Consider the following 15,615-nt stretch of genomic DNA (forward strand, 5'->3'; position numbering starts at 1 on the left):
GACTGTTATTCCTCCCAACGGAATGATGGAATTTTACAAATACGATGCGTATAACAGATTAAGCAGAGTCGTAGATGTGAATGGAAATACGGTTAAAGAGCACCAGTATCATAATAAAAACTAATAAGATGAAAAAGTATAAGAAATTACATACAGTATATAACAATGCCGTAAAACGAAAGCTGAAAAGTTTATTTTCTATTATAGGGGTTGGTTTGTCATGGTTTGCCCATGCACAGACCACTCCTACAGCTTCTGAAAACTATATCTATACCAAAGTATATTTATCTGCAAATGGGAGTAAGAAGAATGAAACCGTACAGTATTTTGACGGACTGGGAAGAGCAAAACAGGTCGTACAGGTAAAAGTTACTCCTTCAGGACAGGATCTTGCCATACCTGTTGTGTATGATGATCTCGGAAGGCAGGTAAAATCGATCCTTCCTGTCCCGGTTCCTACTGCGAATTTGGGCATCCAGAATACCGTTTCAGAAACATCAGCCAATACCTATTACGGAGTATTCAATGCGTATACCGAGCAAAAACTGGAAGCTTCACCTTTGGCCAGGACATTGGAGACGGCTCATCCCGGTACAGAATGGGCCATGAACACAGGACATACCGTCAAAACACAGTATCTTACCAATACGACATCGGACCAGGTTAAAAAATTTGCTACGGATGCGGCATGGAGCAGTAAAATTCTAACGACATCCATTACTGGAATCTCTACATACGGCAACAGTCAGTTATCCAAAACCATTGTTACCGATGAGAACGGCAATACAACCAGTGAATTCAAAAACTCAGAAGGAAAGACCATATTGGTAAGAAAAGAATCGGGCACCACTAAGCAGGACACCTATTATATCTATAACGACTTGAACATGCTTGCCTTTGTGATTTCTCCTAAGGCTGTAGAGAGTATCGCGGCAAATAGCAATTCTTTATCGCAACAGGTATTAAATGACCTGTGCTATCAATATATTTATGATAACAAGTACAGGCTCATTGAGAAAAAGATTCCCGGAAAAGGATGGGAATATATGGTGTATGACCAGCAGAACCGTTTGGTGGCTACTCAGGATGCCAATATGAAAAATAATCCTGATACTCCAAACCAGTGGCTATTTACCCGATATGACAAATTTGGACGGATCGTGTATACAGGCCGTTTCACGGGAGGAACAAGAGCCCAGGAACAGGCAAATGCCGATTTAAAAGGACTGAATAATGAGGCCAGAAGTTCTACCTCCTTTATACAGAATACACAGGAGGTATTTTACAGCAATTCGGCATATCCTGCGGGAACATTTACGCTGTACAGTGTGAACTATTATGATACTTATCCGGGAACGAATTTTAATAATACGCTTCCAAGACCTGAAACGATCTTAGGCCAGAGCATACTTTCCAGTTCTTCTACGGTGACCGCCAATGGAATCACCAGCATCAGGAGTACCATGTCAATGCCTACGGCTTCCCTGGTGAAAAATCTGGATGATGATAACTGGTCTTCCACCCACATCTGGTATGATCTTACCGGAAGACCGGTCGGAAGCCAGGGCAAAAACCATTTGGGAGGATATACCAAAACAGAAAAGCAGCTTGACTTTTCCGGAGCGGTTCTTATGGCTAATACGTATCATAAAAAATTAAGCACCGAAACTGAAATATTGATAAAGGAACGGTTTATTTATGATAACCAGTTCCGCCTTAAGCAGCACTACCATCAGGTTAATAGCCTTACGGAAGAATTGCTGGCAGACTATACCTACAACGAACTCGGACAGCTCACCAGTAAAAAAGTAGGGAATAATCTCCAGGATATACAGTATACCTACAACACCAGAGGCTGGGTAAGCAAAATCAACGATCCGGCCAATCTGGGCAGTAAATTGTTTGGTTATGAGCTGAAGTTCGGTTCTACATCCAATGCGTCCGTAGCACAGGCCAATTATAATGGAAATATTACGGAAGTAAACTGGAAAACGGCTGCAGATGGTATCTTGAAAAGATACAGCTATCAGTATGACGGGTATAACAGGCTTACCGCTGCGGTTTACCAGGAACCGGAAACCACAGTTCCTCAGAACGGATTCTATAATGAGAATATGAGCTATGACTCCAACGGAAACATCATGGGACTGAACCGAAACCAGAAATCATATTCAGGATTTGCCGAACAGATCGATGAGCTTATGTATACCTATAACGGAAACAGGCTTACCTCAGTAGTTGATCAGAAATCGAACTACAGTGGCTATCCTGATACTTCGGGCAACACCATTACCTATGATGATAACGGGAATATGACCAAGCATTTGGATAAAGGCATTCTTCAGATTAAATACAACTACCTCAACCTGCCTTATTATATCAAATTCAATGATTATGTCACCAGAAACGGAGAGGACATTTACAGTAACGTTCAGTACGCTTACCGGGCGGACGGCGTTAAGATAAAAAAGAGATTCCATTATTTTTCCGGAAAAACAAAACAGGATACTTTCGTTGATACAGAATATATTGACGGATTTCAATACAGTTACCAACTCTCAGATCTTTTCAATAACGGCCTTAAATTCTTTGCCACGTCGGAAGGCTATTATGATTATGTAAAAAAGAAGTATATTTACAATTACATTGACCACTTGGGAAATGTACGGGTAAGCTTTACCAGAGAAGGTGCACAGGCGGCAATCGTTGAAAAAAATGATTATTACGCTTTTGGATTAAAACACGGAACTGCTTCAGATACTTCCGGAGTGAATTACAATTACGAATATAACGGAAAGGAATTCCAGCAGGAGATCGGCATGTACGATTACGGCGCGAGGTTCTATATGCCGGATATCGGTAGATGGGGCGTTGTGGATCCGTTGGCGGAAGTGTACAGAAGGCATTCACCATACAATTATGCCGTTAATAATCCTATCATGTTTGTCGATCCGGATGGAAGAGGTGTAGAATACAATTGGGGCACAGGTGACTACGAAAGCATTGATTCGAATGGTACACGTAGCACATTGGATGAATGGGATGCGATGAATTACCTTTTAAGTCAGTCTCATTCTGTAAAAGTCTACCGTACCAATTCACTTGGCGCAGTAAATCAAAATTCAGGTGGTGGTGGAAGTGCCACTTTCGGAGAAACTCAGATGTATAAAGATATTATGGCATATCTTGCTGAACCATCATATTTCCAAGGGATTGATTTTTCGCAGTTTGGAGATGATGATATAATGAAAATCCGTCAGAATATTGTTAAGAATGCGGTGAAACATTTCGATAGTAAATCGTGGGCATATGAAATAGAAAAAGGTAGATTTGCAGCAAATACAAATAAATGTAATTTATTTGTTGATGATGTGTTAAAAGAAACTGGAATCAATATGCCCGGTCCTAATGGTTTACTTTCAATCATAAATTTTGGCACTCCTATAACTGCTGGTCAATGGGCGGATCCTAATTATATTATTTCTGGCTGGCAAGTTGTAAATTCACCTCAACCAGGAGATATTGTAGCAGCTTCGGCTAGTTGGGACGATGCCAGTGGCCATGTTGGGATTATTATCTCTAGTACAGAATCTATTTATGCTTCTCATGATAGAGTAAAAATGTCAAATTATGGTTACAGTAATAAACACTTAGAAAATATGCCAGGAACTAATGGATATGTCTACCGAAGATATGTTGGAACTCCCAAACTTAACAGTATAATAAAGCATAGTAATTTAAAACTTTTTGGTCAATAATATTATGAAAAGAACTATTTCAATAATTACATTTATTTTTCTATTAGTAATTCTCTGTTGTGTTCAATATTTTACAATTCTTAAACCAGAGAATACATTTTCATTAACTAATAGTAATGGAAAGAGTATCCCAGCTAAGATATACTCAAGAATTGTAGAGTCAGAGATTGATAATAAAAAAGAAAGTGTTTATCAAATACTTATCTTTTTTGATGAAAGAGAAAATAACAAATTTAATCCCATTTTATTAATTCCAAAATATAAGATGATAGGTATAGTTGAAGGAGGAAAGGATGGGTTTATTTTTTTTGGTAATAAAGTTTTACAAAAGTCAAGAACTTCTAACAAGTTTAACCTTCTAACAAACTCAACTTTTTTTGATAATGCCCCACCTATATTTTCAATAGTTTTTGAAGAAAAAAAGATTACTTTTAATAGTTTTGAAGGATTAGAAAAGTATGGTCAAAGTATAACTCTTAATTATGAATAATTATAAATGGTCGCTATCAATATATTGGTGTCGTGTATCAAAGTTAGTGATGGCATAATCTCCAATCATTAACTTGTTTAAAATCAATAAAAATTAAAAACAAATTAATATAAATCAAGAGTAGGTATTTCCTACTCTTGGTTATTTTTGTCGATAAAAACATTCTCAAATATCTTCATAATTATAAAAAAATTGATATATCTCATGTTTTTATATTTTTCTTTTTATTTCACAAGTAAAAGTCATATAAAATTTATTGATTCTAACAATGACTTAGTTAAATGAAAATTTTTAGAAATTAAGTTATTAATAATTCTGATTATATTTTACCTATTGACACAACAGATTTTAGTACTTTTTATTCTACTGAAAAATGTGTAGATTTTTTTGATTTAGAAAATTATAAGAATTTGACATTTAAGGCAGATATAAAAAATTTCAATAAGGATGTATCTGAGATGTCAATTCCTCATTATAAATTAACAGGTCAAATTGATAAGAAGAGAAAGTCTCAAACTAGGTAAACAACTATTAGAAAACGCAGATATAAAATTTTAAAAATGAAAAAAGTACAATTAGGCGATATTTACTCTATATCCACAAAAAAAGGACTTGGCTTTTTACAATTTGTTAAGTCACCCGAAAATGATAAAAGTGATGTTGAGCTGGTAAAAGTGTCATATGATTTACATACGAAGATTCCAGATAATATTGAGCGGTTTTTCTTAGAAGATTTTTTTTATGTGCAATTTCCTGTCAAAGCGGCACTAAAAAAAGGAATTATAGATTTTGTAAAAAACATTGATCTCCCTCGTGACTTTGTCACACCAAGATATTTTAGGACAGAACATTACCTGCATCGCGCAGAGTGGCTTATCATCGATAAAAAAACAAATGAGGTAGAACATCTTAAGAGTCTAACAGAGGAGCAATTGAAATTCTCTCCTAATAGCGTTTGGAATGACACCTATCTAAAAGAGCGTTTGGAAGAAGGATGGAAATTAGAAAATTGGAAATAAATGGAAAAGTACCATATTTTGATCCCATTTTGGAGCGATGACATATCTGAAGATTTCAATTTTAGATATGAATTATGTGATTATATCGAATCAATGAAAGGTATATGAAGAGGGTACGGGTGACGATGGAATGCACCTTTTTTTTGAAACCATTATTCCAGCAAAAGAGATTAAAGAAAAAATAGAGATGTTGATTCGAATGGTACGCGTCCGTTATTTGATAAATATAAAAGTAAATATGGGAATTATTCAATATTAAAAGCATATGAATTAGGACAAAGAGGTGCAAAATCATCAATGAATTATGTTTATACTGAAAAAGGAAAACCGATTCCATCCTCATCTTCAGTTTATTGCTCTGAAAAGGCGTCTTCAAAAAATGGTAGATAATTTTTTAGTCATGTATCAGAATTAGTGACAATCCCGATTTCGCAGACTTTCAGTCCGTGATCAGATAATAAAAAAAACTCGCAATTTTGCACTCACAAAATAGTAAGCATGAAATGAGATATGTAATATTTTATATTGATTTTACAAATGATGTTAAAGTATTTTATTATCCCAATCAAGAAGAAAAGATCTATTTAATGGATAAAGAAAAAGAAACAATTTTTAACGATTATAATGAATTGGTTACTTATGTTGATAAAGAATATCATAAAAAATTAAAAAAGAAATTTAAAGATAATTTCAGCTTATCTGATACAAATAGGAATTTATTTTTAGGTCAGAATCAATATAATGTTGATCAAATTTTTAATGAGGTTAAACAAAATTTTACTAACAAATACAATATTGATTTTAATAATGATATACAAATAAATACGGTTATTAATAATTACTTAAAAACAGCCGATGTTAATGAATTTATTGTTGATGCTGAAATTCCGTTGTTACTATATAGTATAGACTACATTAAATCCAAATATAAAACAAAGAAGAATTTAACCCTGGAGATTTTAACAGCAGAAGAAAAAAATAGTTTTGGAGAAATATTTTATACGAAAGTTATTAATTTTAATGGAGTTAAATTCAATCCTATTCTTTCAATAAGATATTATTTTAATGAATTATTGTATCGTAATAAATGGATAAAAAAAGATTCTGAATTTGATATTTTAATGTTAAAGCAATTTTTAGATAATGATATAGCCATTATTGGTAAATGGTGATATTTATTATTTGGTTATGATTTCTTGTTCCTATCTGTCGAATTTGCAATCATTACCAATAAAAAATAAGAGACTGTTGAAATTACAGTCTCTTTATTATCATTTAAATAATTCAGCAGGTTTAATTTAAAAAGTACACCGATGTTGACCAATTGGGCAACATCAGGGTAAGCTTTCCCAGAGAAGGCGCACAGTTGGTGATTGTTGAAAAATGATTACAACGCTTTTGGATTAAAACACAGGAATACTTCGGATACCTCCGGAGTAAATACAACTACGAATATAACTAAAAAGAGCTCCAGCAGGATATTGCAAATGGAATTTTACATATTGGCCAGAGCTGCTGCATGTATCACATTCAAAAAAAATCGTTTTAGATAATCTTAAATTCGAAAAATGAAAAATATTATTTTACTGTTCAGTATTATGTTATTCTCTTCTTGTAATTCTCAAGAAAGGATTTTTTTGAGACGGATGAATGTAAATTTATTAAGAGATAGAAACTCTTTTACTTATCGTGATTCAACAGAAATAAAGATGCTTACAGAAGGATATCAAATTTTTAGATTATTGGGTGCAAAGATCAATGATATAAATCCAGATAAAAAATATTCTCACATGTATATAGAAGACGGTTTCCACGATGAAGAAGGTTTTTACAACGGAATTTTTATTGTAAATAATAAAAATATTTTTGAGGTTACTACGAGTCCTTATAAATTACGATATGACAGTCTTTCTTATACTAAAGTTAAAGAGAAAAATAAAATTGTTTTTTACACAAAAAAGCTTTCTACAGAAGATTTTAGGAATAATTATGTTGATGAGTATTTTAGATACGAATTGGTCATCCAAGATAAAGTTAATGCCTTTGAAAAATGTTTGGCAATAGATCAATATACACCGAAATCAGTTATTTATGCCAGGAACTATTACTTTGCAGGAAAAGGGATTAAAACTTATAATTTACCAATAAAGTATAGCGATATTAAAAATGGTATTGAAGGGCTACCTTATTTTAAAGAAGATAGGAAAAGAGAATTTATAAAGTGTATAAATGAATTAAATATATTGAAATAAATGATGATCCCTGCTGAGGTGAAAATTTTGTTCGGGCCGATAAGATAAAGAAAAAGGCTGCATTTTGAGACAGCCTCTAATTGTCGGAAAAACCGTCAATGAATTAATTTTCATAATTAAGTTTTCGAAAATAATAGTAGGATACAGCAAGAAATACAAAAGGAACAAGCGGTGCAACACCCTTTACAAATCCATCGACAATGCCGTGCGCCAGACTTGCCGACAATAGCAGGATACCGAAACCAACATAGGCCCATTCTTTGAACATCGTAGGGATACGCGGAACCAGGATAACAATAGCTCCAACGATTTTTAAGATGTCCAGTTCAAGAGTAAAGTAATCAGGAAACTGTAAATTTTTTACCGCCTGGATGAGGTACTCTCTTGGTGCGAAATAGGATGGCAATATAATCAATGCCATTGTAAAGCTAGTGATGATCCAATAGATACGTTTGGATTTTTTATCAGGATTTTTTACGAAGTCAATCTGTTTTGTCATTCTTTAAGGATTAATTGTTGAAAATTTTATTTACATTTTTATTGATACAAAATTACGTACATTTGCTTACATTTTGTAAGCAGTTACCCAAATGTAAGCAGTTACCTTAAAGTAAGCAATATGACAGATCAATTTCCGGAAAGTACTAAAAACGAATGTTTGGCAAGAATGCTGACCGTGCGTGATGCCCTTGACGTCATCAGCGGCAAATGGAAGATTCTCATTATTATTTCTATTATGAGCGGTCATAAACGCTTCAGGGAAATAGAAAGGAGCATTCCGAAAATATCCTCAAAAGTTTTAGCTAAAGAACTGAAAGATCTGGAGGAACATCAGCTAATCAAACGCACAGTTTATGATGAATCTCCTGTATTGGTGGAATATACGGCAACAGATTATGTTTTTACTTTAGAAAAAGTTATTGAGGAATTGCATAACTGGGGAGCTAATCACAGGAAAAAGATATTAGGGAAATAAAGCGTTCTGTAAGTGATGTTTCCCCCAGTAGGTTTGGGATAAATCTTCCTGTAGTCTGTTTACTAAGATAGTAATTAATAAAACCGTGATGGCTAATGCTGCTGAATAAGGTGCAATTATAATTATAGAACGCTGTACAAAATTTTTAAACTCAAAATGATAATTTAATTATTATGTAATTACGATAGTAGACTTTATCAATTGTCCATTGTTATAGGTTGCCAATTAAATAATAAATAAGAAAGATGCTTAAGGAGATCAGCATGACCGCAAGGATCAGCAGCATAATATTGTTTCCCACGTAAGAATTGCTGATAATCTGCTTCTTAATCCGTAAATAATTGATGTACGAAAGGATTAATACAACTACACCTGCACCAACCAGCAATACACCTGTCAGACCGGATTGTCCATTCTGAACGTGCGAAAGAAGGTGATTCTCTGATGCAAGAGATATCTGTTTAAGGAAAATGGAAAATTTTACCAAAATAAATCCGAATCCCATCATGGCGATTGCCGTACGAACCCAAGCCAGAAAAGTCCGTTCATTGGCAAGGTGGTCGCCCGTATTGTTAGAAACTTTTTTATCCATAATTTTTATTGACTCATCAAATGATGACAAGAATTGTTCCTATTCAGATTGCTTTCATGGTTGGAAGCAACAATCAGTGCTATATTTTCCGATTTTCTTACTTTGATCGGTTTAAAGGGTTTCAGTTGTTTGATTTTTGTAATCTATTGTTTCAATTTGGTTATCACTGATGTACATTGTTACTCTAATTTTGTGTCATTAATAAAATCAGAATATGGATACGGATAAAGTATGGTTTGTAACGGGGGCCTCCAAGGGAATGGGACTTTCCTTAGTGAAAAGACTGATCAGAAGCGGTTACAGGGTTGCTGCAACAAGCAGTTTGATATATGCCGCCCAACTTATAATTTTATTATTTGCCTCAATACTACTACCAATATTTGTCATAAAGATTTGTAACTGTTTTTTATTTTGATTGACTACAACAATTACCAATTGGACTACTTTTTATAGAGTGAGATTAAGGAATTTTGTAATTGAAAATTGAGGTCAGTTTTAAAAACGAGTAAAAAAATTAATTATGCAAAAAAGAAAGTTAGGAAATAACGGGTTGGAAGTTTCCGCATTGGGATTTGGCTGTATGGGTTTAAATTTTTTGGATGGCAAAGGGCTTGATAAGAAAGAGGCCATAAAAACTACTGCGCAATGCCGTTGAAAGAGGAGTCAATTTTTTTGATACTGCTGAAGCTTATGGACCTTATACCAATGAAGAGCTTGTTGGAGAGGGATTAAAACCTTATAGAAAAGACGTTGTGATCGCCACAAAGTTCGGGTGTAAAGATGCCAGTCCTGCAGTAGGTTTAGACAGCAGACCCGAAACGATAAGAGCAGTAACTGAAGCATCACTCAAAAGATTAAAGACAGATTACATTGATTTGCTGTACCAGCACAGGGTTGATCCCAATGTTCCGATAGAAGAGGTTGCCGGAACAGTTAAAGACCTCATACAAGAAGGTAAAGTAAAATATTTTGGCTTATCGGAAGCCGGCGTTAAAACGATAAGAAAGGCACATTCAGTTCAGCCTGTATCAGCATTACAGAGCGAATATTCATTATTCTGGCGTGAACCGGAGGATGAGATTATACCAACTCTGGAAGAGTTAGGTATTGGCTTCGTCCCGTTCAGTCCTTTGGGAAAAGGTTTTCTCACGGGTGCCATCAATACAAAATTAGAGGCTGTTGATCGCAGGAATGTTCTCCCACGTTTCACGGAAGAAAACATAAAGGCCAATTGGGTTTTGGTGGAGGCGCTTTCCGAGATCGCCCAAGAAAAAAATGTAACCACAGGACAATTGGCATTAGCTTGGCTTTTAGCCCAAAAGTCGTGGATTGCACCGATTCCCGGAACCACAAAGCTGCATAGGTTGGAAGAAAATATTGCCAGTACAAATATTATTTTAACCCAGGATGAGCTCGCCAACATTGATATAACGGTGAAAGGAATTACACTTGCAGGTGACCGTTATCCTGAGTTTTTAGCAAAGCAAATTGACAAATAAAAATACAAGCAATGCATCATATTAAAGGAAAAGTAGTTGCCATTACCGGTGCAAGCAGCGGGATGGGTAAAGCCATAGCCATTGAATTGGCTAAAAACGGAGCAAAAGTTATTTTAGGTGCGAGACGTACAGAACAGTTGTTGCAGCTTGTGGAAGACATTAAAAGTACAGGTGGCGAAGCTGCCTGTATTACAACTGATGTGAAGAATAAAGCTGATCTTGATCGTCTGGTTCATAAAGCTGTTGACCAATATGGAAAATTGGATGTGATGGTAAACAATGCCGGTATCAGTCAGCTAAGCCGCATTGACGATCTGGATCTTGAAGGTTGGGAAGAAATGATCGACATTAATCTTAAAGGTGTACTCTATGGAATGGCCGCAGCAATTCCTGTTTTTAAAATGCAGGAGGCGGGACATATCGTCAACATTATTTCTACGGCTGGCTTAAAAATTACCCCGATGATGGGCGTTTATGCCGGAACAAAAAATGCTATTCGTACCATTGCGGAAGCTTTTCGCCAGGAATCGGACGGAAAAATACGCATTACGGGAATATCGCCGGGGTTTGTAAAAACAGATTTTGCTGGCAGCATCAAAAACGAAGAAATGAGAACGGCCATTCAAAAAGAAATGGATCAAATGGCCTTAGATCCTTTAGCCATTGCCAATGCGGTAATGTATGCAGTTAGCCAGCCAAACGATGTTGAAATTGGTGAACTGGTAATTCGCCCGTCAAAACAAAATTGATTAAATTAGTAACGAAATGCAAAAATCATCTGACATCTTTCATATCAACAGTATATCCCAATTGATACGTCTATTGGAGCTTCCTGCGCCGTTGCATCCAATGATTGCATTGGTTGACTATCGGAAAGTACCCATGGAGACATTTCCCAGAGGACAGAAAATAAGTCTTGATTTTTACAAAATTTCCTTTAAAACGGCATTTACGGGACAAATCAAATACGGACAGGGATATTATGATTTTGAAGAAGGCGGAATGGCATTTCTGAAGCCCAGACAAATCGTTTTCCCTCCCGAAGAAATAGAAAGCTATGAAGGAATTGCGCTTTATTTTCATCCGGATTTTATCCGAAACTATCCTTTGGGGAAGACCATACATCAATATGGTTTTTTCTCTTACGATGTGTCGGAAGCATTATTTTTATCCGCTAAGGAAAAAGAGATCATCGCAGGCTTATTTGCTTCAATTGCCGTTGAACTTGAGAATAATATTGACAGCTTCAGCCAGGATGTTTTGGTGTCACAATTAGAATTGTTACTGAATTACAGCAACCGTTTTTACAACAGGCAGTTTATTACCAGAAAAGCCGTCAACAACGATATTGTCAGCTCTCTGGACCAACTCTTAAACCGTTATTTTGAGGAGGGCAACAGTCTGAAAAACGGATTGCCGTCAGTTAAATACATAAGTTCCGAATTAAAGCTATCGCAACGCTATCTAAGTGATTTGCTGAGTTCACTGACCGGACAAAATACACAACAGTTTATTCAGAATACAATTATAGAAAAAGCGAAAGAAAAGTTATCGACAACGAATCTTTCCGTTTCGGAAATTGCGTATGAACTGGGCTTTGAACATTCGCAATCATTCAGTAAACTTTTTAAAACCAAGACTAATTTTTCGCCTTTGGAGTTCAGGCAGTCGTTTAATTAAATATAGCAATCGATCTACTATACGCCCCTTACTTATAGTAATTGAAACTGCCTTTTCATTCGTTATTTCTTACTGGAATTTTTTTGAAGGTTGATCTTTGTCATATATCTTTTGCCGTCATTCATGTATGTTTTTACATCAGTCTATTAACATCAGTTATGCGTTAAAGTTGTCTGAAATTCTTAGGATATTTCAAAGTCGGTATATTTTCCGGTGGCATACGCTTTGCGTATATTAAGGTATGACACCAACCAATAATTCACAAAATACAGAGCATGCCCTGTCAGTACGAGATGCTTTCAGGTCATTTATTGAAGACAAGTTATTTCCTTGTGTAGCAGCTAAGGCTGCACTTACGAGAGATCATATGCATATTTTTGTTGCCGGTCATTTGGCTTGCCCGAAAGATGATCAGGAAATCCTGGATTTCATTTATAAATTCATTGATGAATACAGATCGGCAGATAGCGATTTTCACACTGTTTGTGTGATCTTTCCCGAAACGCATTCTATCAATGAGGAGATGTTTGACAGTCTTCTTTGGCAGAGGTTACAGGCATTGTCTGATCTGGATGCACAGAGATATCCTTATGATTCCCGTGTAGATTCAGACCCGTCATCTCCACAGTTTAGTTTTAGTCTGAAAGAAGAAGCTTTTTTTATTATTGGGCTTTCCCCGGGAAGCAGCAGGGATGCAAGAAGATTCCGTTATCCGGCAATTGTTTTTAATCCACATGAGCAATTTGAAGAATTGAGATCATTAAAAAGGTATGACAAAATGAAAAATATTGTGCGTAAAAGGGATGTTGCGCTTAGCGGCTCCATTAATCCGATGCTTCATGATTTTGGTGATGATTCGGAAGTGTATCAGTATAGTGGTATGAGATATGATAAAAATTGGGAATGCCCTTATAAATATAAAAATTAATGAATACAATACAACCACGAAGCGGTACCGCATTTATTCTACGCAAAGGAGAAAAACTTAAAATTACCGATATCAAAGGAGAACAGGTTTCAGATTTTATATGTTTTAATCTAAATGATACCAAAGAATATCTTTCATCCGGAAGAACAATTGATTATGCAGAAACCATATTTCTGACCAAAGGAAATCCCTTCTATTCAAACAGAAGTAATATTATGTTTAATATTATTGAGGATACCGTGGGCCGTCATGACTTTCTGTTAACTCCCTGCAGTGCCGACACCTTCCGAATTATATACGGCGATGAAAATCCTCACCGCGGCTGTTTTGGCAATCTTTGTGAAGCACTAAAACCATTTGGCATTGAACCTGATAGCATTCCTATTTGCTTTAACGTTTTTATGAATGTTGCAGTTAATGGTGAGACTGGTAAAATAAGTGTGCTTCCTCCCAAAAGTGCAGCTGGAGATTATATAATTATTGAAGCAGCAATGGATCTTATTGTTGGTATGACAGCTTGTTCAGCTGAAATGTCTAATAATTACGCATTTAAGCCTATAGGCTATTCCATAATGTAATTGTAATACCGTAGGAAATCAGTATCAATCGAAATTATTTATAATTCGTGTAAATAGTATATCTTATCATCTGATTAGAAATTAGGAAATAAAAAACCGACATAAGAAAGTAAATCTTCAAATGTCGGTTTTGTGACCAATACGAGCGTATTTACAAAATAAATAATGTTTGAAAGTGATAGAATATAAATTTATATCGATGAGTAAACAGACAAAACATTTTATTTCTATTTATTTATAAATCTTTGAAAGAAAATCAAACCATGTTTACAAAATTGTCGTATATTATAAAAGATATTGCAGAATGAAAATTAATTTTCGTGTGAATAGTGGCTAATCAATTAAGCATAATTTTTTCTTTGCCTTCCGTAATACTTCTACGATAATTATTCATTTTAATTTAAAACTTATGGCAATATTCATTTTTATACTCATCCATTGGTATGCATCTCTTTTTTTTCAGTCCGTTTTTCACCATCGTTATGCTGCACACAATCTTTTTACAATGTCAAAATTTTGGGAAAAGATGTTTTACCTGGGCTGTTTTTTTACTCAGGGTTCCTCTTACATAAGCGCTTACACGTACGGTCTAATGCACCGTTTGCATCACGCACATACAGATAAAGCCGAAGATCCACATTCACCTCACAACGATCCTAATCCTTTTGTCATGATGTGGGCAACACGAAATAACTATTTTAACCTTTATATCGGAAAAACAGATGCCGCAGAAAAATACAAAAAGAATCTTCCGGAATGGGAGAGGTTTGATAAAATAGCACACAATTATATTACAAGATTTTGTTGGATTACTGTGTATATAATTATTTATGCTTTATTGACAACAGCTTGGTGGCAATGGCTTTTTTTACCAGCGACTGTAATAATGGGTTCTCTACAGGGAATGGCCGTAAATTGGTGGGCGCATAAATTTGGTTATGAAAACTATAAGTTAACAAATACTTCAAAAAATATTCTGCCATTTGATTTTATTTTCTGGGGCGAAGCCTATCATAATAATCATCATAAGTATCCGCAAAGACCTAATAATGCAACGAAGTGGTTTGAATGGGACATGGGTTTTCAAACGATGGTTTTTTTACAAAAACTTAAGATAATCAAAATAAAATATCAATAAACAGATTTTAGTTAATGATAATTATTCGATTAGTACCAAAACACATAAAGGAAGTTTCTACAATACTTAAATTGAGAAGAACTTTGAAGATATAATATTCCGTGACCGGTAATTTTTGAAACTAAAGGTTTGATTGGGTAGGAATAATAGATATTGACGAGAATATTGTGAGAAATTTCTCAGATCAAAATATTTTATATGTTTGCCTTCAAGAATCCTTTAAAAAAGAGAATTTCGTATTGCCCATTTGATGCTAAAGGAAGGAAATCATCATTTATTTATGGAGGGCGATAAATTTATAAAAGGTAAATTTTGTCATTCAGAAATATTAGATTAGATCATAACCATTGTTGTTTTTAATAAAATAATGTTCTATGGTTTGTTTTGAAGAACTGCATAAGTGTATCAGTTCTTTGTACGACAGATCTTCGTAAATAAAGGCACTGGGGATATTAATTACATATTCCGTAACAATTTGAATGTCTAAAGTTGTAATTTGCCTGGAGTCATCTAAAATATCCAAATTAGATTCCTTATTCAAAAAAGGTATTTTGCTGGTGATTGAATCTTTAAATTTATATAATCGTATAGTATTCATATGTTAATTTTTAATGATTAGGGATTTAAATTAGAAAATAAATGTTCAATCGGGAATAATGGAACAAATTATTTTACTAACTTCAATATGAAATAGTTTTCGGAACA

General features: G+C 34.7%; 16 protein-coding genes. 13 read left to right on the forward strand and 3 right to left on the reverse strand.

Translation table 11 applies throughout. The features are described from left to right. Nucleotides 1-128: 128 nt before the first annotated feature. The 5 genes from U9K52_RS19395 (at nt 129) to U9K52_RS19415 (ending at nt 7,519) form a co-directional block, all read left to right on the forward strand. On the forward strand, nt 129-3,758 hold the full coding sequence (locus U9K52_RS19395; protein WP_322927803.1) for a DUF6443 domain-containing protein: 3,630 nt from the start codon (nt 129-131) through the stop codon (nt 3,756-3,758). Nucleotides 3,759-3,762: 4 nt separating this feature from the next. Further along, nucleotides 3,763-4,248, forward strand: a complete 486-nt coding sequence (locus U9K52_RS19400; protein ID WP_263602693.1) for a hypothetical protein — start codon at nt 3,763-3,765, stop codon at nt 4,246-4,248. Nucleotides 4,249-4,808: 560 nt separating this feature from the next. Continuing rightward, nucleotides 4,809-5,267 (forward strand): hypothetical protein, encoded by a 459-nt coding sequence (locus U9K52_RS19405; protein ID WP_263602694.1) that lies wholly within the window; start codon nt 4,809-4,811, stop codon nt 5,265-5,267. 503 nt (nt 5,268-5,770) lie between these two features. After that, nucleotides 5,771-6,439: a hypothetical protein gene (locus U9K52_RS19410; protein ID WP_263602695.1), complete on the forward strand. Its 669-nt coding sequence runs from the start codon at nt 5,771-5,773 to the stop codon at nt 6,437-6,439. A 396-nt stretch (nt 6,440-6,835) separates the two neighbouring features. Further along, nucleotides 6,836-7,519 carry a hypothetical protein gene (locus U9K52_RS19415; protein ID WP_322927804.1) on the forward strand — a complete coding sequence of 228 codons (684 nt, stop codon included), beginning with the start codon at nt 6,836-6,838 and terminating at the stop codon, nt 7,517-7,519. Between the two features lie 103 nt (nt 7,520-7,622). Here U9K52_RS19415 and U9K52_RS19420 read toward each other — a convergent pair whose 3' ends face one another. Further along, entirely contained in the window at nt 7,623-8,018 is a 396-nt protein-coding gene (locus U9K52_RS19420) for a DoxX family protein (protein ID WP_322927805.1), read from the reverse strand. 120 nt (nt 8,019-8,138) lie between these two features. On the opposite strand from U9K52_RS19420, the gene U9K52_RS19425 reads away from it, so the two are divergent. After that, the gene (locus tag U9K52_RS19425; RefSeq protein ID WP_248393984.1) at nt 8,139-8,495 is read left to right on the forward strand and encodes a winged helix-turn-helix transcriptional regulator; all 357 of its coding nucleotides are present in this window, start codon (nt 8,139-8,141) and stop codon (nt 8,493-8,495) included. Between the two features lie 211 nt (nt 8,496-8,706). Here U9K52_RS19425 and U9K52_RS19430 read toward each other — a convergent pair whose 3' ends face one another. Continuing rightward, nucleotides 8,707-9,087, reverse strand: a complete 381-nt coding sequence (locus tag U9K52_RS19430) for a YidH family protein (RefSeq protein ID WP_322927806.1) — start codon at nt 9,085-9,087, stop codon at nt 8,707-8,709. A gap of 520 nt (nt 9,088-9,607) precedes the next feature. On the opposite strand from U9K52_RS19430, the gene U9K52_RS19435 reads away from it, so the two are divergent. The 7 genes from U9K52_RS19435 (at nt 9,608) to U9K52_RS19465 (ending at nt 14,910) form a co-directional block, all read left to right on the forward strand. After that, entirely contained in the window at nt 9,608-9,742 is a 135-nt protein-coding gene (locus U9K52_RS19435) for a hypothetical protein (protein WP_322927808.1), read from the forward strand. Beyond that, entirely contained in the window at nt 9,726-10,586 is an 861-nt protein-coding gene (locus U9K52_RS19440) for an aldo/keto reductase (protein ID WP_322927831.1), read from the forward strand. Before U9K52_RS19435 ends, U9K52_RS19440 begins: the two co-directional genes overlap by 17 nt. 11 nt (nt 10,587-10,597) lie before the next feature. Continuing rightward, nucleotides 10,598-11,335 carry an SDR family oxidoreductase gene (locus U9K52_RS19445; protein WP_322927809.1) on the forward strand — a complete coding sequence of 246 codons (738 nt, stop codon included), beginning with the start codon at nt 10,598-10,600 and terminating at the stop codon, nt 11,333-11,335. A 16-nt stretch (nt 11,336-11,351) separates the two neighbouring features. Continuing rightward, nucleotides 11,352-12,266 carry an AraC family transcriptional regulator gene (locus U9K52_RS19450; protein WP_322927811.1) on the forward strand — a complete coding sequence of 305 codons (915 nt, stop codon included), beginning with the start codon at nt 11,352-11,354 and terminating at the stop codon, nt 12,264-12,266. Nucleotides 12,267-12,507: 241 nt separating this feature from the next. Continuing rightward, nucleotides 12,508-13,194, forward strand: coding sequence for a guanitoxin biosynthesis heme-dependent pre-guanitoxin N-hydroxylase GntA (gene gntA / locus U9K52_RS19455; protein ID WP_322927812.1), 687 nt, complete (start codon nt 12,508-12,510; stop codon nt 13,192-13,194). Beyond that, complete coding sequence (locus tag U9K52_RS19460) at nt 13,194-13,772, forward strand: urea carboxylase-associated family protein (RefSeq protein WP_322927813.1); 579 nt, start codon at nt 13,194-13,196, stop codon at nt 13,770-13,772. Before gntA ends, U9K52_RS19460 begins: the two co-directional genes overlap by 1 nt. A gap of 409 nt (nt 13,773-14,181) precedes the next feature. Further along, complete coding sequence (locus tag U9K52_RS19465) at nt 14,182-14,910, forward strand: fatty acid desaturase (RefSeq protein WP_322927815.1); 729 nt, start codon at nt 14,182-14,184, stop codon at nt 14,908-14,910. Nucleotides 14,911-15,238: 328 nt separating this feature from the next. Here the strand turns inward: U9K52_RS19465 and U9K52_RS19470 are convergent, their stop codons facing one another. Further along, a complete protein-coding gene (locus U9K52_RS19470; RefSeq protein WP_322927816.1) occupies nt 15,239-15,508 on the reverse strand; it encodes a hypothetical protein in 270 nt (89 codons plus the stop codon). Between the last annotated feature and the right edge of the window lie 107 nt (nt 15,509-15,615).

The organism is Chryseobacterium sp. MHB01, from assembly GCF_034651565.1.
Classification (GTDB): domain Bacteria; phylum Bacteroidota; class Bacteroidia; order Flavobacteriales; family Weeksellaceae; genus Chryseobacterium; species Chryseobacterium nepalense.